Origin of the sequence: Pseudomonas sp. MM227 (assembly GCF_947090715.1) — a bacterium.
Classification (GTDB): domain Bacteria; phylum Pseudomonadota; class Gammaproteobacteria; order Pseudomonadales; family Pseudomonadaceae; genus Aquipseudomonas; species Aquipseudomonas baltica.
On the sequence record NZ_OX352319.1, the window covers coordinates 1,730,870 to 1,749,080 of the forward strand.

The following is an 18,211-nucleotide window of genomic DNA, read 5'->3' on the forward strand; positions in this document are numbered from 1 at the left end:
ATAGGGCGCAAGGTCGGCCTCAACCCTTGCCGGCCACGGCCAGTACGTTCTGCGCCATGTCGACCATGCGCAGCCCGCGCGACATCGCCGATTGCCGCAGTCGGGTGTAGGCCTCGCTCTCGCTCAACGCGTATTCGTTCATCAGCAACTGCTTGGCGCGCTCCACCAACTTGCGTTCGTTGAGCGCCTGGCGTGCTTCGTCCAGCTGCAGGTTGGCGTCCTGCAGGCGGTGGGTCTGGGCCTGCAGCAGATCCAGCAACGAGCGGCCCATCTGCGGGCCGTGGCCGTCGGGCGCCGGGCTGTCGAGATCGCTGGCCTGCACGCTGAACAGGCGGGCATCGCCACAGCCCATGGTTTCCAGGCTGGCCAGGCGTTGCAGCAGCACGCGGTGGTTGTCCAGGTCGGCATTGGCCAGCTTGATGCTGCTCTGGCAGCTGGCGAGCAGTTGTTCGGCCAGGTGTGTCTCTACCTCGTGCATCTGGTCGATGCGCTGGCTGTGCAGCTCGAACCACAGCTGCGACAGGCCGGGGTCCACGGGGTGTTGTGCCGAGGTGCGCATACCCACTTCGCGCAGGCGTAGCAATTGTGCGGTGATCTCGCTGTGCTGCAGGTCGGCCCAGCGCTGCCCGGCCACTGGGTCGGCGAACTCGCCGAAGGTCTGGAAGCAGCGCTGCTGGCTTTGCGTCAGGTGCAGGATGCGCTCCTGCACACCGGCATCGAAGAAGCCTGCCGAGAAGCCCGCCACGCCGGTGGCGCGTTCCTGGCCGGCCAGCTCCTTGCCCTGCATGAAATTGAACAGCGCCACCAGCACTCGGGTGATACTCGGATCAATGGCGGTGTCGGCCGCTTCGAACACCACGGCCATGAGCCCACCCACCAGGCGGGTCAGGGCCGCCGTGGCGACGCTGGGGCTCAGCAGACGTTCGCGGATGCGACGGCGCAGGCCGGGCAGTTCGTCGAAGCCGTGCAGCACGTAGGCCACACGATTGAACAGGCGGGCACGGTCGGCAGCGCTGGCCGCGTTCAGGTCCATGGCCTGCAACCGCTGCAGCACGTCCTGTTCAAGTGCCCGCGCCTGTTCCGTATGCAGGTCGAGTTGGCTGCGGTAGGTTTCGACCTGGCTGCCCAGGTAGACATTGGTGTAGCCCCGCTCGCGCTGCAGCGCGTGGACCAGGCGGCTGATCAAGGTCACCAGTTCGCAGGTGTCGGCAAGTCCGCGCAGACCTTCCAGCTCGCTGCGGCGGGCGGCCAGCATGAAGCGCAGGGCAGGGGGCATGGGGCGGTCTGGCAGGGCGCGGTCGGGCATGGCGGGCTCGCAACTTCGATGATGGACAGCCCGACTGCATGCAAGTCCCGGTCCGATCCCCGTTGGCCGCTTGTACGCCGCTGCGTATGCCGGCAGCCGCGTAACTGCTATAACGCCCCAGCCAAACAATAAAAAAGGAGTTCACGATGTCCCCCATTCGTCTCGGCGTGGTCGGCTACGGCAAGATCGCCCAGGATCAGCATGTGCCCGCCCTGCGCGACAACCCGGCCTTCGAGCTGGCCGCAGTGGCCACGCTGGGGGCACCTTGCCCCGGTGTCGCGCACTTCGGCAGCCTGCGCGAGCTGCTCGATAACGGCCCGGACATCCAGGCGCTGGCCTTCTGCACGCCGCCCCAGGGCCGTTATGCACAAGTGCGTGAAGCCCTGCAGGCCGGCAAGCATGTGCTGGTGGAAAAACCACCCTGCGCCAGCCTCGGTGAGGCCATGGCATTGGTCGAACTGGCCGCCGAGAAGGGCGTGACGTGCCTGTTCGCCTGGCACTCACGCTTCGCCGCAGGCGTCGAGGCCGCGCGGGCCTGGCTGGTGGGCAAGCAGCTGCAGGCGGTCACGGTCCAGTGGAAGGAAGACGTGCGCAAGTGGCACCCGGGCCAGCAGTGGATCTGGCAGGCCGGGGGGCTGGGTGTGTTCGATCCGGGTATCAACGCCCTGTCGATCATCAGCCACGTGTTGCCCGAACCGCTGTTCGTCACCCACGCCAGCCTGCGCTTTCCCGGCAACCGGCAGGCGCCGATTGCGGCCGACCTGACCATGAGTGACGCCACCGGCCTGACGGTCAGCGCCGCGTTCGACTGGGACCACGGCCACGACGAACTCTGGCAGATCGAGGTGCGCTGCGCCGAAGGCTGCCTGCGCCTGACCCATGGCGGTGCACACCTGCTGATCGACGACGTGCCACAGACGCTCGCCACGACAGGCGAATACCCATTGCTCTACCACTACTTCGCGCAGTTGATCGAGGCCGGTCGAAGCGATACCGACTTGCAGCCTCTGCGCCTGGTGGCCGATGGGTTCCTGCTGGGGCAGCGCGAAACGGTCGCCGATTTCCTCGACTGAACCTGCATTCAGCGGCGCTGGGAGGGAGGGCTGGGCAGCGGTGCGAGCAGGGCGTCGATATCGTCGCCCTGCAGGCGCCAGTCGCTGCCTTCGCGGGCATCGAGAACGCCCGCCGCCAGGGCCGACTTTTCCTGCTGCAGGCGCTGGATCTTTTCCTCTACCGTGCCACGGGTGATCAGCTTGTAGACGAACACCGGTTTCTCCTGGCCGATACGGTAGGCGCGGTCGGTGGCCTGGTGCTCGGCTGCGGGGTTCCACCACGGGTCATAGTGAATGACCGTGTCCGCCGCCGTCAGATTCAGGCCCACCCCGCCGGCCTTGAGGCTGATCAGGAAGATCTGCAGCTTGCCGTCCTGGAAGTCCTTGACCGGGGCCCGGCGGTCGCGGGTGGTGCCGGTGAGCAGCGCATAGGGCACGCCGCGCTTGTGCAGCTCCTGTTCGATCAGGCCCAGCATCGAGGTGAACTGGGAAAACAGCAGAATGCGTCGACCGTTGCCCAGCAGTTCGTCGAGCAGTTGCAGCAGACTGGTCAGCTTGCCCGAGCTGTGCCCTGGTGCAGGCGGGGCAACACTGTTGACCAGACGCAGGTCGCAGCAGACCTGGCGCAGCTTGAGCAACGCTTCGAGAATGATGATCTGGCTGCGTGCCAGGCCCTTGCGGTCGATCTCGGCCCGGACCTTCTTGTCCATGGCCAGGCGTACCGTCTCGTACACGTCGCGCTGTGCGTCATTGAGTTCGACCCAGTGGACGATCTCGCTTTTGGCCGGCAGCTCGGTGGCCACCTGCTCCTTGGTCCGACGCAACAGAAACGGCTTGATGCGCGCGTTCAGATGCTGCAAGCGTGCCTCGTCGCCCTGCCTTTCGATCGGCACGCGGTAGTTGCGGCTGAACTGTTTGCTGTCGCCGAGCCAGCCGGGCATGAGGAAATGGAACAGCGACCACAGTTCGCCCAGATGGTTTTCCAGGGGCGTGCCGCTCAGGCACAGGCGTTGCCGCGCGTTGAGCTGGCGCGCCGTCTGCGCGGCCTTGCTGCCAGGGGTCTTGATGTACTGGGCTTCGTCGAGGACCAATACGTGCAGCGGCACCCGCTCGAGCACCTCGATGTCCTTGGGCAGCAGGGCATAGGTGGTCAGCAATACGTCGTAGTCGGCCAGATGGGCGAAGTGTTTCTTGCGCGCGGCACCGTGCAGCGCGAGGACCTTGAGGGTCGGCGCGAAGCGGGCAGCCTCGTCCTGCCAGTTGGGCACCAGGCTGGTGGGCATCACCACCATGGCCGGGCGATCCAGGCGCCCCGCCTGTTTCTCGATCAGCAGGTGGGCGAGGGTCTGCAGGGTCTTGCCCAGGCCCATGTCGTCGGCCAGGATGCCGCCCACTTCCAGCTGCCGCAAGGCCTGCATCCAACTCACGCCCTCCAGCTGGTAGGGGCGCAAGGTTGCATTCAGGCCCTCGGGCGCTGCCACCGGGCAATGGCGAATGTCACGCAGCCGTTCGGCGAAATGGCGTACCTGCTCGCCGCCTTGCCAGTCCAGGGACAATGCCTGCAGCCCTTCCAGGCGCGTGGCATCGGCTGTAGCCAGGCGGATCGAGGTTTCCCCAGGCTCGCGCAGGTAGAAGTCGCCCAGGGTGGCCAGCACCGGCTTCAGCCGCCCATAGGGCAGGGCGACCTGCAGGGTTCGCTGGAAGCCGAGGTGGGAGGTGTGGATGGGCACCAGAATCTGCTCGTCGTCGCGCCGTCGCGCCAGGTGCGCCGAGTTGAGCAACTCAGGGTGGCTGCGCAGCAGGTTGAGCAGGATCGGCAGCAGGCTCAACGGCTCGCCGTCGACCACGATGCCCAGCTCCAGATCGAACCAGTCGCGTTCCGGCCCTTCTTCGATTGCGGCGTACCAGCGCTCTACCGGCGTCAGGTCGAACGCGAAATCCTCGGCGTATTCGATTTCCCAGCCTTGCTCGCGCAACCCCGGCAGTTCGTTGAGGATGAAACGCAGCCAGGCGGCATCGCTGGGCAGCTCGAAGATTTCGCCGGCGCTTTCGGGCAGAGCCTTGCTCTGACGGGTGGCGAGTTTGAAACCGATGCCCTGCAGCTGCTCGCGCAAGGCCCGCTCGGCGGCCGGCTGGCGCTGGATCCGAGCGCTCTGGTTGTTCCACTGGCGTGCCACGGCAGTAGGCCGCGGGCCGCTGACATACTCGCCCGCGTAGCCGTAGGCCAGCGCTGCGCGGTGCTGCACGTAGCGCTGCATCTTGCCGTTGCGCGGTTCGAAAGCGCTGAACTCGACACTGCCCAGCCACAACCGAGGGCGCGGTTGCAGGGTATCGATCAAGCGCTCATCGGGCATATCAACCGGCTTTCGGCGTGAGGCGTTCGAACAGCGCCTCGATGACGTTGAAACGCTCCTCGGCGCGCTCCATCGGCACCATGAACTTGAACAGCGTGGCGCCTTCGAACTTGTAGCGCTTGGGCTGGCTCTGGATCAGCTTGATCAGGGTCAGCGGATCGACCGGCGTGCTGGCGCCGAACTCGATACGTCCACCCTGCGGGCCGCCATCGACCTTGGTGATGCCCAGTTGCTCGGCCTGAAGCTTGAGCAGGGTCAGGCGCACCAGGTTCTTGGTCGGCTCCGGCAGCAGGCCGAAGCGGTCGATCATCTCCACCTGCAGGTCCTTGAGGCCGTCCTCGTCCACCGCCGAGGCGATGCGCTTGTAGAGAATCAGGCGGGCGTGCACGTCGGGCAGGTAGTCCGCGGGAATCAGTGCCGGCAGACGCAGGTTGATTTCCGGCCCGCCACCCAGCGGCTGGTCGAGGTTGGGCTGCTCGCCCTTGCGGATCGACTTCACCGCGCGTTCGAGCATTTCCATGTACAGGGTAAAGCCGACTGCCTGGATCTGCCCGCTCTGGCCTTCGCCGAGGAGCTCGCCCGCACCGCGGATCTCCAGGTCGTTGGTAGCCAGAACGAAACCCGCCCCCAGGTCCTGGGTATTGGCGATGGCTTCCAGGCGCTTTTCGGCGTCCGGGGTGATCTGCTGGCGCGGCGGAGTCAGCAGGTAGGCGTAGGCCTGGTGGTGACTGCGCCCCACACGGCCGCGCAGCTGGTGCAGCTGGGCCAGGCCGAACTTGTCGGCACGCTCGATGATGATGGTGTTGGCGCTGGGCACGTCGATGCCGGTCTCGATGATGGTCGAGGCAATCAGTACGTTGAAGCGCTTGTGGTAGAAGTCGCTCATCACCTGTTCGAGCTCGCGCTCGCGCATCTGTCCGTGGCCGATGCCGATGCGTGCCTCGGGCACCAGTTCGGCGAGGTCGGCGGCGCATTTCTCGATGGTCTTCACATCGTTGTGCAGGTAGTACACCTGGCCACCGCGCAACAGCTCGCGCAGCAGTGCTTCCTTCACGGTGCTCTTGTTCTGCTCCATGACGAAGGTGCGCACCGACAGCCGCCGTGCCGGCGGCGTGGCGATGATCGACAGGTCACGCATGCCGGCCACGGCCATGTTCAGGGTGCGCGGGATCGGCGTGGCAGTCAGGGTCAGGATGTCGACTTCGCTGCGCAGCGCCTTGAGCGCTTCTTTCTGGCGCACCCCGAAGCGGTGCTCCTCGTCGATGATCACCAGGCCCAGGTTCTTGATCTTGACGTCGTCCTGGAGCAGCTTGTGGGTACCGATGACGATGTCGATCTTGCCCTCGGCCAGTTGCGCCACCGCGCTGTTGACCTCTTTGGTCGACTTGAAGCGGCTCATCACCTCGACGCTGACCGGCCAGTCGGCGAAGCGGTCACGGAAGCTGTTGTAGTGCTGCTGGGCGAGCAGCGTGGTCGGCACCAGAATGGCCACCTGGCGACCACCGTGCACGGCGATGAACGCGGCGCGCATGGCCACTTCGGTCTTGCCGAAGCCGACGTCGCCGCACACCAGGCGGTCCATCGGCTTGGGCGCCAGCATGTCGTGGCGCACCGCGTCGATGGCCGATTGCTGGTCCGGGGTTTCCTCGAAGGCGAAGCCGGCACTGAACGTGGCGTAGTCCAGCGCCGGGTCGGCGAAGGCATAGCCTTTGCGGGCAGCACGGCGCGCATAGATGTCGAGCAACTCGGCGGCCACGTCGCGGACCTGCTCGGCCGCCTTGCGCTTGGCCTTCTGCCAGGTTTCCGAACCGAGCCGGTGCAGCGGCGCCAGTGCATCGTCGCTACCGGTGTAGCGGGCGATCAGGTGCAGGTTGGCCACCGGCACGTACAGCTTGGCGTTCTCGGCGTAGGCCAGGGTCAGGAACTCGGCAACCTGATTGTCGATCTCCAGCGTCGCCAGGCCCAGGTAGCGGCCCACGCCGTGGTCGATGTGCACCACCGGCGCGCCTTCACGCAATTCGGTGAGGTTCTTGATGACGTTGTCGTTGGCGGCGTCGGCACGCTTGTCGCGGCGCCGCCGCTGCATGACACGCTGGCCGAACAGCGGGCTTTCGGCGATCAGGGCCAGGGCCGGGTCGAGAATCTGCAGGCCCTCGTCCAGTGGCGCGATGGTGATCGCCAGGCGCTCATTGCCCTGGGCGAACTCTTCCCAGCCGTCCACGGTCCTCGGGCGGACCTTGAGCCGCTCGAGCAACTCCAGGAGCACTTCGCGGCGGCCAGCCGATTCGGCGGTGAACAGTACCCGCCCGGGGAACTGGTCGAGGAATCCGGCCAGCGCGGCGAGGGGCTGGCTGGCCTTGGCCTCGATGGCCAGGTCCGGCAGTTTGGCTGCAGCAAAGCGCTCGCGGCCCGGCCCCGGTTCCAGATCGTCCTGGCTGACGATCACCCGCGGCCAGGTCTTCAGTTGCGCAAAGCAGTCTTCCACCGGCATGAACAGCTCTGCGGGCGGCAGCAGGGGCCGCGCGGGATCGACCCGGCGCTCTTCATAGCGGTTGCGCACATCGCTCCAGAAATGCTCGGCGGCCTGTTCGATGCCGGGCAGCGAAAACACCTGGGTGTCCTGGGGCAGGTAGTCGAACAGGGTCGAGGTTTCTTCGAAGAACAGCGGCAGGTAGTACTCGATGCCAGCAGGCGTGATGCCGCTGCTCAGGTCCTGGAAGATCGGGCAGCGCCGGAAGTCGACGTCGAAGCGTTCGCGAAAGCGCGCCTTGAAGCGGGTTACCGCCTCCTTCTGCAAGGGGAACTCACGTGCCGGCAGCAGGCGGATCGATTCGACCTTGTCGATGGAACGCTGGGTCTCCGGATCGAAGGTGCGCAGGGTCTCGATCTCGTCGTCGAACAGGTCGATCCGGTAGGGCAGTTTGCTGCCCATGGGGAACAGGTCGATCAGGGCGCCGCGCACGGCGAACTCGCCGTGTTCATAGACGGTGTCGACATAGCGATAGCCGCTGGCTTCCAGGCGCGTGCGCATCTGCTCCACATCCAGACGCTGGCCAACATCCAGCACCAGGCTGCTGCCGAGCAGAAACTGGGTCGGTGCCAGCCTGTGTAGGGCAGTGGTGATGGGCACTACCAAAACCCCGTGTGCCAGCTCGGGCAGGCGGTAGAGGGCGGCGATGCGCTGGGAGATGATGTCCTGGTGCGGCGAGAACAGGTCGTAGGGCAGGGTTTCCCAGTCGGGGAAGTGCAGCACCGGCAACTGCGGGGCGAAAAAGCGCAGTTCCTGTTCCAGCCGATCGGCGCTCTGGCTGTCGGCGGTCAGCAGCAGGGTGAAGCGCTTGGCAGCGTTGGCCGCTTCGGCGATCGCCAGGCTCAGGGCGGCCCCGGGCAGGTTGCCCCAGGCATGTTTGCCTGCCGAGGCAGGGAGTTGCGGAAGGCGCAGAACAGGCACGGGAGGTTGAGCTCCAAGCGTTGCGGCGGAAAACCGGGATTGTACCGGGGCGGCGGGGGGCTGTCAGGTGCTGTGATGGGGTTGTGCCATTGTGCGGCTTCTACAAGCAGACCCTGGAGGATCCGGGCATTGATTTTCTTGTTCGAACGCGGAGGAATCGGCCCGCCGAGGGCGCGCCATGGTCCCTCGCCATAAAACCGCCGGGTGTCACCTACCTCATTGGTACACCTCGGTTTTTTTGACGGCCCGATTCGCCAAACTTCACGACGCCGATAAGCGCGGATTGCTCCGGCCGCGCGGCGAAGTCATAATGTAGCCCGTTTTCTCAGCCCCTACATGTGGAAGGTTACCGTGACTCAGAAGCCCGACCAGTGTCTTGGTGAATGGATCGATCGTGAAGCACTCGCCGAAGCGATGATTCCGTTGATCGGCCAGCTCTACCGCAATAACAACGTAGTCACCTCCATCTACGGCCGCAGTCTGATCAACCGTTCGGTGATCGAACTGCTCAAGGCGCATCGCTTCGCTCGCCACCGCCAGTCCGATTCCTCGGAGCTGTCGGTGCACGAGACGTTCCCGCTGATCAAGGCGATGAGCGAACTCAAGCTGGGCGCCGCCTCCGTCGATCTGGGCAAACTCGCGGTCAAGTTCAAGGAAAGCGGGAGCGGGCGCACTGCCGAACAGTTCGTGCGTGAAGAACTGGCAGACGTGGTCGGCAAGCAGAACGAAGGCGAGCGTACCGGTACCGACGTGGTGCTGTACGGTTTTGGCCGCATCGGTCGCCTCCTGGCGCGCATCCTGGTGGAGAAGGCAGGTGCCGGCGATGGCCTGCGTCTGCGGGCGATCGTCGTGCGCAAGGGCGCCGACAACGATCTGGTCAAGCGCGCCAGCCTGCTGCGTCGCGACTCGGTGCACGGTTCGTTCGACGGCATCATCCATGTCGACGAAGCCAACAGCACCCTGACGGTCAACGGCAACCTGATCCAGGTCATCTACGCCAAGAACCCCAGCGAAGTCGACTACACCCAGTACGGCATCAAGAATGCTCTGCTGGTCGACAACACCGGCGTCTGGCGCGATGCCGACGGCCTCGGCCAGCACCTGGCCTGCCCCGGCATCGACCGAGTGGTGCTGACCGCACCGGGCAAGGGCAAGCTGAAGAACATCGTGCACGGCATCAACCACGGCCAGATCACCGCAGACGACAAGATCGTTTCGGCGGCGTCCTGCACCACCAATGCCATCGTGCCGGTGCTCAAGGCGGTCAACGACAAGTTCGGCATCATCAACGGCCACGTCGAAACCGTTCACTCGTACACCAACGACCAGAACCTCATCGACAACTTCCACAAGGGCGACCGTCGCGGCCGTTCCGCGGCGTTGAACATGGTCATCACCGAGACCGGCGCCGCCACCGCTGCCGCCAAGGCACTGCCTGAACTGGCTGGCAAGCTGACCGGCAACGCGATCCGCGTGCCGACGCCGAACGTCTCCATGGCCATCCTCAACCTGAACCTGGAAAAGGCCAGTACTCGCGAAGAAATGAACGAGTACCTGCGTTACATGGCGCTGCATTCGGACCTGTCCCGGCAGATCGACTTCGTCAACTCGCAGGAAGTGGTATCGACCGACTTCGTCGGCTCGCGCTACGCCGGTGTGGTCGATGCCGAAGCCACCATCTGCAACGACAACCGCGTCGTGTTGTACGTCTGGTACGACAACGAGTTCGGCTACAGCTGCCAGGTCGTGCGCGTGATGGAAGACATGGCGGGCGTCAACCCTCCAGCTTTCCCTCACTGAGCCTGACCGCTGAATGAAAACGCCCCGACTGGTTCGGGGCGTTTTTGTGTGTGGGTGTCAGTCAGGACCCCGTCACGGGCAGAGCCCGCGTACTTTTGTGGGAGCGGGTCTCTGCCCGCGAAGGCCGCGCCACCGTTTCACGCCTGCGCTGCCAACGCAGTACGCTGCGCATGGCGGTCGCCACGAAACAGCACCAAAGTCGCCACCAACCCCAACACCGCCGCGCCACTGAGCCAGATGCCTGGTGCCGCCTTGTTGTCCAGGGCATGAATCAGGTAGGTGCAGGCGACCGGGGTGAACCCGCCAAACGTCGCCGTGGCCAGGCTGTAGGCCAGAGAAAACCCGGTGGTGCGCACGTCCAGCGGCATGATCTCGGTCAACGCCACAACCATGGCACCGTTGTACGAGCCATACAGGAACGACAGCCACAACTCGACCGTCAGCAGACGCGCGAAGCTGGGGTCAGCCACCAGCCATGACAAGGTCGGATAGGCCGTCAGAATCGCCAGCACCGTGGCCGCAAGCAGCAACGGTTTGCGCCCGATCCGGTCCGACAGCGCGCCCATGATCGGCAACCAGATGAAGTTGGAAATGCCCACCGCCATGGTCACCAGCAACGCATCCATGTCCGACAGGTGCAGCTCGTTCTTGCCGAACGTCGGCGTGTAGGCAGTAATCAGGTAGAACGACACGGTGGTCATCACGACCAGCGCCATGCCCGCCAGCACCAGACGGAAATTCTGCGCCACCGAGTGCACCACCTGCTTGAGGGTTGGGCGGTGGGTGCGAGCCTCGAACTCCGGCGTCTCCTCCAGCGAACGGCGGATGAAAAAGATCACGGGTACGATCATGCAACCCACCAGGAACGGCACCCGCCAGCCCCATTCGCCCATCTGTCGTGCATCCAGGAAGTGGTTGAGCAATACCCCCAGCAGGCCGGCGAAGACCACGGCGACCTGCTGACTGGCAGACTGCCAACTGACGAAAAAGCCCTTGCGCCCTGGTGTGGCGATTTCCGCCAGATACACCGACACCCCGCCCAGTTCGACGCCTGCGGAAAAGCCCTGCAGCAGCCGGCCGAGCAACACCAGTAAAGGCGCCGCAACGCCCAGGGTCGCATAGCCCGGCACGCAGGCAATCAACACCGTGCCCATGGCCATCAACGCCAGGGTCACGATCAGCCCTTTGCGGCGCCCGTGCCGATCGATGTAGGCACCCAGAAAGATTGCCCCTAGCGGGCGCATGAGAAACCCGGCACCGAAGGTGGCCAGCGATAGCATCAGTGAAGCGAAGGCGCTGTCGGTCGGAAAGAAAGTCTTGGCGATTGCCGTGGCATAGAAGCCATAGACCATGAAATCGAACATTTCGAGAAAATTGCCGCTGACAACGCGAAAGATCGCCTTGCCTTTACCCACCTCAGACGTCATGGCCGTGCTCACTCTACTTGATCTTGTTGATGACCCCTGGGTTCGAACACCTGGCCGATCGGGCACAGCTGTCCAACTCCGGGAACATATCTTGTAACAATATGTTCCAGATCAACCTCAGGTAAAGTGAATTCGTTCGCTAGCTAAGTTTTTCCAGCCACATTGCCGCGTGAGTAATCCGAGCGCCGAGCCTGCTCAGGCAGGGCGCCAGCTCACCGCGTGAATGCCGAATTTCTCGGCCGAGGGCTGGCTGGTCTTGGTCACATGCTCGCGGCCGAATCGACCGATGCGGCCAACGCCAGCATCGCAGCTCGCCCAATGCCAGGCTTCGCTGTTGTCCATTTTCTCGGCTCTGATGACGAAGGATTTGGGATCGCCGTGAAGGGTATAGTCGATGACGAACAGTTTCGCGTTGTTCATGGGGCCGAGGTTCTTCCTTGTGATGAGCGGCGTGATGTGCGTCGGAGTATGGCCCGCCAGAAAAATTCCGTTGGATTGGCGCGCCCGCGCCAATCCGCAGATTGCCTGGTAGCTCGCTCAGCTCAGCTCAGCCCAGGCCGGCCTGGCGGGCCAGCGCGGTTGCCAGGCTCGGAGCCAGCGGCAAGGTCGGCAACAAAGTTGCCTGGTAGGCATGGTAGAGATCAGGCTTGCCCGGCCAGATGGTCCCTGCCGGTCGATTGCGAGCGTCGAGTTCGTGATGCCAGCTGCCGTGCTCGCGGTCGATCAGGTAGAGGTCGATGTAGTCCCAGAACTCTCGATACCAGCGCTCGTAAGCGGCATCCGCGGTGCGCTGGTGCAACGCCGCGGCGGCGGCCACTGCCTCGGCCAGCGTCCAATGCAGGCGCTGCGCGACCACTGGACGGTGCTGCCAGTCGATGGTGTAGACGATTCCCGGCTGCCCGTCCACAGCCCAGCCCAGGTCGCAGGCTGCGGCGAACAGACGCTGGGCGTCGTCGGCCAGCCAGCTCGGGTTGGTCAGGCCGATGCGGTGCCTGGCGGCCTCCAGGTGCAGGAGCAATCGCGCCCACTCGAATGCGTGCCCTGGGGTTTGCCCGTATGGGCGAAATTCGTCGGCGGGGCGCTCGTGGTTGTAGTCCGCCAGGGGTTGCCAGCAGGCGTCGAAATGTTCGACCGGCAGGTAGCTGGCCGCAGCCGCGTGGTGGTGAATCAGCCGTTCACTGATTGCCAGCGCGCGATCCAGCCATTTGTCGTCGTTGCAGACGTCGGCCAGCGCCAGGCACGCTTCCACGCCGTGCATGTTGCTGTTGCCACCGCGGTAGCTTTCCGGATCGCTCCAGTCCTGGGCGAAGGACTCCAGGAATGCCTGCTCCTCCTCGCACCAGAAGCGTCGTTCCAGCACATCGACCGCATCCGCCAGCAACGCTGTCGCGCCGGGCCGTCCGGCGGCAACCGCCGAGCTCGCCGCCAGGGCAACGAAGGCATGCAGGTAGGCTTGCTTGCGCTCTGCAGCCACGGGTTTCTCGCTGGCATGCCAGCCGCCATTTCGTGCATCACGCAGTGGGCCCTGCAGCGTGCGAATGCCGTGGTCGACCATGGCTGCGCTGCCCGGGATCCCCTGGAGGCAGGCGAGGGCGAAGCTGTGGGTCATGCGCGCGGTCTGAATGGTCAATGCGCCGCTGGACAGCAGCGGTCGGCCACGGTGGTCGAGGTCGGCGAAACCGTTCTCGATCCGCGCGGCCTTGGCAAATTCCAGCAATCGCTGCCCCTGCAGGGCCAGCCAGTGCCGGTGGGCGGGAAGGGTCAACCAGCTGTTTGCAGCGGGAGTAAGGGGCTCCATCTGTACCAATGCCTCGCTAGGGGATGCAGGAGGCATCCAGCATAGCGGCCAGTGTTCCGTCGCGGGGAGCACTGACCCGTACAGTCATGCTTGTGGCCGATTCGACCTATTCATAGGCGTCATCTTGATCATCTTCGTCGTCAAGCGGCACGGGGGCATTGCTCGTGCCCGATCCGGGGTCTTCGTTGCCTGGATCGTTGATGAAAGGCACGCCGTTCGGGCCTTTCTCTTCAGTACCTTCGGTTTCCGGTGTCATGGTCATTCTCCTGTAGAAGAAATACGTCGCGACCTGCACGGGTCGCCTCAGACGTTGGACGCTCGGGCACGCACGACGTTCATGCTGACCATGGCCACCACCGCAACCAAGGCAACCAGCACGCTGAAAAACTCCGCCGAATGATGCAGGCCGAACTGTGGAATGCTCACGCCGACCGCAATCACCGGCACCGACATGGACAGGTAGTAGACGATGAACAGCGCCGAGGTCACCCCGGCTTTCTGGCCGGCCGGCGCGGCGTTGGCCACCGCGCCCATGCCGGCGCGGAAGGTCAGGCCCTGGCCGATGCCGCTCAAGGCGCCGCCCAGTACCAATAGCCACAGCTGCGCGCTGGCGATACTCATGCCCAAACAGGCCACGCCCACGATCAGCACGCTGCAACCGATGCTCATCTGTGCACTGTCGCGGATCCGCCGAACCCAGGCCTGGCCGACGACCGAGCCCGCGAACAGCACGAAGATCACCGCGCCGATCACGACCCCGCCGTCGTGACCCATGACCTGACGCATGATCGACGGTACCAGCGAGGTGAACAGCCCCGTCACGCTGAAACCGGCGAGGCCGGCAATGGCCGCAGGAATGAACGGCCCGCGCACCGCCGCTGGCAGGCTGGGACGCTGGAAGGCAAGCCGCGGCTTGGCCGGGCGTTGGACGGTTTCACCGACAGACAGAATGGCTGCGGTAGCCGCCAACAGCAGCACCAGGTGGACGACGAACGCCAGGTGTACCGGCCACGGCAGGAATTGCGAAGTCAGCCCGGCCAGCAATGGCCCGAGGCCCAGGCCCAGCATGTTGGCCGCGGTGGCGACCAGGGTGGCATTGCCCTGCCAGCGCTTGGGCGCCGCCTCGATCACCGCCACCGTGCCGGTACCGGTCATGATGCCGGCCGAGAACCCCGAGATCAGCCGACCGACCAGCAGCCCGCCGATGGAGTCGGTGCAGAGGAAGATCAGCGCACTGAGCGCGCCCATGGCCAGGCCGGCCAGCAGCATCGGTCGCCGGCCCAGTTGATCGGACCAGCTGCCGACCGCCAGCAACGCAAAGATCACGCCGGCGGCATAGATGGCGAAAATCAAGGTCACCCAGGTTGGACCGAAACCCAGGTGTTGTTGATACAAGGCATACAGCGGCGTTGGCAGAGTGGTGCCGATCATGGTGATCAGAAACGCCAGGGCGATCAGCCAGAAGCGAGTCCGGGCACGCCGGTCGTTGCAGGTGTCGTCGGTGACGCCAGGGTCTTGCGCAGGTGTTCGAGTCATCGGTTTCAGCCAGATCGGAGAAGGCAGTCGGAGTACCCGTCGGTTGCATTTGGCCGGACGCCCGTCAGCAGCGGCGGTCGGCCATGCATCACGGGTGCTTGAAGTGCGCGCCACGGCGCAGCCGGATCGGCCCTTCGGCTTCAGTGTCCGGGTCGAGCCGCACATCGCCTTGAGTCACGTCGATGATGCGAGCGGCGGCCAGGGCCCTGGCCACCCGGCGAACCTCGGGCATCAGCGCGCGCCACTGCGGTTCATCCTGCTCCAGCGAGCGAGCCACTTCGGAGGGGCAGATCGAAGCGCCGGGAGCGCGCTGTTCCAGCAGTTGCAGGACGCGGCTGGCGATGACGTCGTCGGGATGGGTCATGGAGGGCGTTCGTCCTTGCAGGCAACATGGCGAATATGAAAACAACTTCAGCCATGTTACCTGCAACGTCTCGCACTGGACATATCGACCCGTTGCCGGCTCAGGCGCTGGCGGCCTCGTCCGGAGTGAATTCCTTCTCCATGTGCCGTTCGATCTGCTCCAGCGACTTGCCCCGGGTTTCCGGCACGCAAGTCATCACGAAGATCAGCGACATGACGTTGATCACCGCGAACAACATGAAGGTATAAGGGCCGAAGCCGGCCAGGGCGATCGGGAACATGAACGCCACCGACGCATTGCACAGCCACTGGAAGCACACCGCCGTGCCGGTCATCAGGCCACGCAGGTGCGAGGGAAACAGCTCGGACATCAGCAGCCAGTAGACCGGAGCGATGAAGGTCTGCATGAACAGCAGGAACATCAGGATGCAGGCCAGTGCCAGGTAGCTCTGCAACAGCGAGGCGGGCAGCATGGTCAGCACGCAGCAGAGCAGCACCTGCGCGAGGATCACGAAGAACAGGCCGGTCATCAGCATCGGCCGACGGCCGTGACGCCCGACCAGCCAGATGCCGATCAGGGTGGCGATCACCGAAGCCACGCCGTTGCCGATGGTGGCGGTGAGTGCCGCGTTGGTACCCAGCCCGGTGGACTTGAGGATGACCGGCGTGAAATACATGAACGCATTCACCCCCGTCAGCTGAGCCACGAAGCCCAGCCCCATGCCCACCAGCAGCAGGCGGCGCAGCCAGGGCTCGGCCCAGATCGAGGACCAACTGACATCGGCGCGCTGCTCTTCGTTCTGGGCAATGATTTCCTTCATTTCCTTGTCGACCTGCTTCTTGCTCGAACGCAGCCTTTCCAGCACTTCGCGTGCCTCGTCCATGCGGCCCTTGCTGGCGAGCCAGCGCGGTGAGGTGGGCACGAAGTGCATGCCGATCCACAGCAGGGCAGCCGGAATCACCGCGATGGCGAGCATCCAGCGCCATACATCGGGGGTGTGGGCAAAATGCGCGAGCAGGGCGTTGGAGACATAGGCCACCAACTGCCCGGTGACGATCATCAACTCATTCTGGCTGACCAGCCGCGCCCGCTTGTTGGGGCCGGCGATTTCGGCAATGAACATCGGCACGATCGCCGATGCCCCACCGACTGCCAACCCCAGCACGAAGCGAGTGGCGATCATGATCGCCACCGTCGGCGCGAGGGCGGAACCCAGGGCGCCGATCATGAACAGGATGGCCAGGCCTTTGAGCGCCGTCAGGCGTCCGTATTTGTCAGCCAGATGGCCGGCGAACAATGAGCCGAAGGCGGCACCCAGAATCAGCGAGGAAGCCACCAGGCCCTCGGTGAACGGAGTGAGGCCCAGGCCACCTTGGTCCGGCCCCTGGGTCATGAAGGGCAGGGCGCCGGAAATCACCCCCGTGTCGTAGCCGAAGGCCAGCGCGCCCATGGTGGCGATGATCGCCACACGCACCACTATCTGGCCGGGAGAGGTGCGTGTGGCGTCATTTTCCTCGCCTGCAGGTGAAGTGTCGGGTGTTGTGGTGTTGGAACTGGACAAGGCTCATTCCTTTCATTGCGCGCAGGCAATGCGTCGTGATGCGCCACGCAGGATCGCGCACGAAAGGGGCAAGGCAGGTATCAGCGTTCGGTGTTGCGGTGCCGGCCCGGGAAGGGAACACTCCCTAAGGCCGTCGGCTCCAGCGGATATTATGATTATGTCGAACTGCTTGAATGTTGAAGTCTTCGGGCCGCATTCGATCATGCTGCCGAAGACACTGCCTGTGCGCTTTTCGCGACCATCTGCCGGTATGGCGCTGGGCTGTGAGTCTTATGAACGAAGTGGTTACAAAAAGTTTTGTATCGTTTGAAATTAAATGATGTCGGCGTGCGCCGCCCAGGCACGGCAGCGGCGCTCTGCTAGCATAGAGGCTTGAATCCCAGGAGAAACCCGTGAGCCGCAAGAATCTGAACCGCACCCCCGAGCAAGTTGCCTTGGCCCGCCGCGCAGGGGCGCTTGCCGCTGACGTACTGCGGATGATTGCACCGCACGTACAGGCCGGCGTCACCACCCAGTACCTGGACGAGTTGTGCAATGCCTACATCGTGAACGAATTGAAAGTAATCCCGGCCAACGTTGGCTATCACGGGTTTACCAAGACGGTGTGCATTTCGGTGAACGAAGTGGTTTGCCACGGTGTGCCCAGCAACGAAGTGGTGCTGGCCGACGGCGACATCGTCAACATCGATGTGGCCGTCATAAAAGACGGCTGGTTCGGCGACACCAGCCGCATGTACTACGTCGGTGAGCCGAGCGCGCTGGCAAAGCGACTGGTGGACACCACCCACGAGGCGATGCTGGCCGGTATCGAAGTGGTCAAGCCGGGAGCGACGTTGGGCGATATCGGCCACGCCATCCAGAGCGTGGCGCACCGCGAAGGGTTCAGCGTTGTACGCGAATACTGCGGGCATGGCATCGGGCAGATCTACCACGACGATCCGCAAGTGTTGCACTACGGCCGCAAGGGCGAGGGGATGCGTTTGAGCCAGGGCATGATTTTCACCATCGAGCCGATGATCAACGCCGGCAAGGCTGGAACCCGCCAGTTGGCCGATGGCTGGACCGTGGTGACCCGCGATCGGTCGTTGTCCGCGCAATGGGAGCATATGGTGGCAGTGACTGCCGATGGCTACGAAATCCTCACGCTGTAACGCGCGAGCGGCGGCTTTTGCGCCTAGGCCGGATCCAGCGGCACCAATTCGCGCACGCGTGCTACCACTTCGTTGATGTCGAAGGGCTTGTCGTATACGGCGTTGAAAAGTTCGGGCGTTGCCCGGCCGACATTGCCTTGGGCGCCACTCATCAAAAGAATGGGCACAGACTCGAACGAAGCGTGACTACGGATCTTCTGCGCCAGTTCGAGGCCGTTCATCCCAGGCATCATGAAGTCGGTAATGACCAATGCCGGACGCTCGCGATCGAGGATCTCAAGCGCACGCTTGCCATTACCGGCCTTGACGGCCATATAGCCTTCGTCTTCCAACGCGTAACCAAGAATGTCGGCGATGAGATACTCATCGTCGACGATCAGGATAGTGGGCATGTCAGTTCGACCCCGGCAA

14 protein-coding genes are annotated in these 18,211 nt (G+C 64.2%); 3 read left to right on the forward strand and 11 right to left on the reverse strand.

Annotation, left to right across the window (positions count from 1 at the left end):
• Nucleotides 1-19: 19 nt before the first annotated feature.
• Entirely contained in the window at nucleotides 20-1,276 is a 1,257-nt protein-coding gene (locus ONG87_RS07925) for a nitrate regulatory protein (protein WP_185793701.1), read from the reverse strand.
• 176 nt (nucleotides 1,277-1,452) lie between these two features.
• Here ONG87_RS07925 and ONG87_RS07930 point away from each other — a divergent pair, with 176 nt between their 5' ends.
• Nucleotides 1,453-2,379 (forward strand): Gfo/Idh/MocA family protein, encoded by a 927-nt coding sequence (locus tag ONG87_RS07930; RefSeq protein WP_264382585.1) that lies wholly within the window; start codon nucleotides 1,453-1,455, stop codon nucleotides 2,377-2,379.
• 8 nt (nucleotides 2,380-2,387) lie between these two features.
• Here ONG87_RS07930 and ONG87_RS07935 read toward each other — a convergent pair whose 3' ends face one another.
• Nucleotides 2,388-4,712 carry a DEAD/DEAH box helicase gene (locus ONG87_RS07935; protein ID WP_264382586.1) on the reverse strand — a complete coding sequence of 775 codons (2,325 nt, stop codon included), beginning with the start codon at nucleotides 4,710-4,712 and terminating at the stop codon, nucleotides 2,388-2,390.
• Nucleotide 4,713: 1 nt separating this feature from the next.
• Entirely contained in the window at nucleotides 4,714-8,163 is a 3,450-nt protein-coding gene (gene mfd, locus ONG87_RS07940; RefSeq protein ID WP_264382587.1) for a transcription-repair coupling factor, read from the reverse strand.
• Between the two features lie 336 nt (nucleotides 8,164-8,499).
• On the opposite strand from mfd, the gene ONG87_RS07945 reads away from it, so the two are divergent.
• A complete protein-coding gene (locus ONG87_RS07945) occupies nucleotides 8,500-9,963 on the forward strand; it encodes a glyceraldehyde-3-phosphate dehydrogenase (RefSeq protein WP_192103611.1) in 1,464 nt (487 codons plus the stop codon).
• Nucleotides 9,964-10,100: 137 nt separating this feature from the next.
• On the opposite strand, the gene ONG87_RS07950 is transcribed toward ONG87_RS07945, so the two are convergent.
• From ONG87_RS07950 to ONG87_RS07980, 7 genes are all read right to left on the reverse strand, one after another.
• Complete coding sequence (locus tag ONG87_RS07950; RefSeq protein ID WP_185793698.1) at nucleotides 10,101-11,390, reverse strand: MFS transporter; 1,290 nt, start codon at nucleotides 11,388-11,390, stop codon at nucleotides 10,101-10,103.
• A 195-nt stretch (nucleotides 11,391-11,585) separates the two neighbouring features.
• Nucleotides 11,586-11,810, reverse strand: coding sequence for a DUF6555 family protein (locus ONG87_RS07955; protein WP_185793697.1), 225 nt, complete (start codon nucleotides 11,808-11,810; stop codon nucleotides 11,586-11,588).
• A gap of 127 nt (nucleotides 11,811-11,937) precedes the next feature.
• The gene (locus tag ONG87_RS07960) at nucleotides 11,938-13,188 is read right to left on the reverse strand and encodes an AGE family epimerase/isomerase (protein ID WP_264382588.1); all 1,251 of its coding nucleotides are present in this window, start codon (nucleotides 13,186-13,188) and stop codon (nucleotides 11,938-11,940) included.
• 106 nt (nucleotides 13,189-13,294) lie between these two features.
• Entirely contained in the window at nucleotides 13,295-13,444 is a 150-nt protein-coding gene (locus ONG87_RS07965) for a hypothetical protein (RefSeq protein WP_192176160.1), read from the reverse strand.
• A 47-nt stretch (nucleotides 13,445-13,491) separates the two neighbouring features.
• Nucleotides 13,492-14,724 carry an MFS transporter gene (locus ONG87_RS07970; RefSeq protein WP_122478756.1) on the reverse strand — a complete coding sequence of 411 codons (1,233 nt, stop codon included), beginning with the start codon at nucleotides 14,722-14,724 and terminating at the stop codon, nucleotides 13,492-13,494.
• Between the two features lie 88 nt (nucleotides 14,725-14,812).
• Nucleotides 14,813-15,088 (reverse strand): DUF3253 domain-containing protein, encoded by a 276-nt coding sequence (locus ONG87_RS07975; protein ID WP_122478754.1) that lies wholly within the window; start codon nucleotides 15,086-15,088, stop codon nucleotides 14,813-14,815.
• Nucleotides 15,089-15,188: 100 nt separating this feature from the next.
• Nucleotides 15,189-16,538, reverse strand: coding sequence for a sugar porter family MFS transporter (locus tag ONG87_RS07980; RefSeq protein WP_264382840.1), 1,350 nt, complete (start codon nucleotides 16,536-16,538; stop codon nucleotides 15,189-15,191).
• A 503-nt stretch (nucleotides 16,539-17,041) separates the two neighbouring features.
• Here ONG87_RS07980 and map point away from each other — a divergent pair.
• Nucleotides 17,042-17,800: a type I methionyl aminopeptidase gene (map, locus tag ONG87_RS07985; RefSeq protein ID WP_192057383.1), complete on the forward strand. Its 759-nt coding sequence runs from the start codon at nucleotides 17,042-17,044 to the stop codon at nucleotides 17,798-17,800.
• Nucleotides 17,801-17,823: 23 nt separating this feature from the next.
• Here the strand turns inward: map and ONG87_RS07990 are convergent, their stop codons facing one another.
• Nucleotides 17,824-18,192 (reverse strand): PleD family two-component system response regulator, encoded by a 369-nt coding sequence (locus ONG87_RS07990; RefSeq protein WP_122478751.1) that lies wholly within the window; start codon nucleotides 18,190-18,192, stop codon nucleotides 17,824-17,826.
• Nucleotides 18,193-18,211: the final 19 nt, after the last annotated feature.

Coding starts and splice junctions, on each gene's coding strand:
- ONG87_RS07925 (WP_185793701.1), bottom strand. CDS start 1,276: ATGCCCCCTGCCCTGCGCTTCATGCTGGCCGCCCGCCGCAGCGAGCTG.
- ONG87_RS07930 (WP_264382585.1), top strand. CDS start 1,453: ATGTCCCCCATTCGTCTCGGCGTGGTCGGCTACGGCAAGATCGCCCAG.
- ONG87_RS07935 (WP_264382586.1), bottom strand. CDS start 4,712: ATGCCCGATGAGCGCTTGATCGATACCCTGCAACCGCGCCCTCGGTTG.
- ONG87_RS07945 (WP_192103611.1), top strand. CDS start 8,500: ATGTGGAAGGTTACCGTGACTCAGAAGCCCGACCAGTGTCTTGGTGAA.
- ONG87_RS07950 (WP_185793698.1), bottom strand. CDS start 11,390: ATGACGTCTGAGGTGGGTAAAGGCAAGGCGATCTTTCGCGTTGTCAGC.
- ONG87_RS07955 (WP_185793697.1), bottom strand. CDS start 11,810: ATGAACAACGCGAAACTGTTCGTCATCGACTATACCCTTCACGGCGAT.
- ONG87_RS07960 (WP_264382588.1), bottom strand. CDS start 13,188: ATGGAGCCCCTTACTCCCGCTGCAAACAGCTGGTTGACCCTTCCCGCC.
- ONG87_RS07965 (WP_192176160.1), bottom strand. CDS start 13,444: ATGACACCGGAAACCGAAGGTACTGAAGAGAAAGGCCCGAACGGCGTG.
- ONG87_RS07970 (WP_122478756.1), bottom strand. CDS start 14,724: ATGACTCGAACACCTGCGCAAGACCCTGGCGTCACCGACGACACCTGC.
- ONG87_RS07975 (WP_122478754.1), bottom strand. CDS start 15,088: ATGACCCATCCCGACGACGTCATCGCCAGCCGCGTCCTGCAACTGCTG.
- ONG87_RS07980 (WP_264382840.1), bottom strand. CDS start 16,538: ATGGGCGCGCTGGCCTTCGGCTACGACACGGGGGTGATTTCCGGCGCC.
- ONG87_RS07990 (WP_122478751.1), bottom strand. CDS start 18,192: ATGCCCACTATCCTGATCGTCGACGATGAGTATCTCATCGCCGACATT.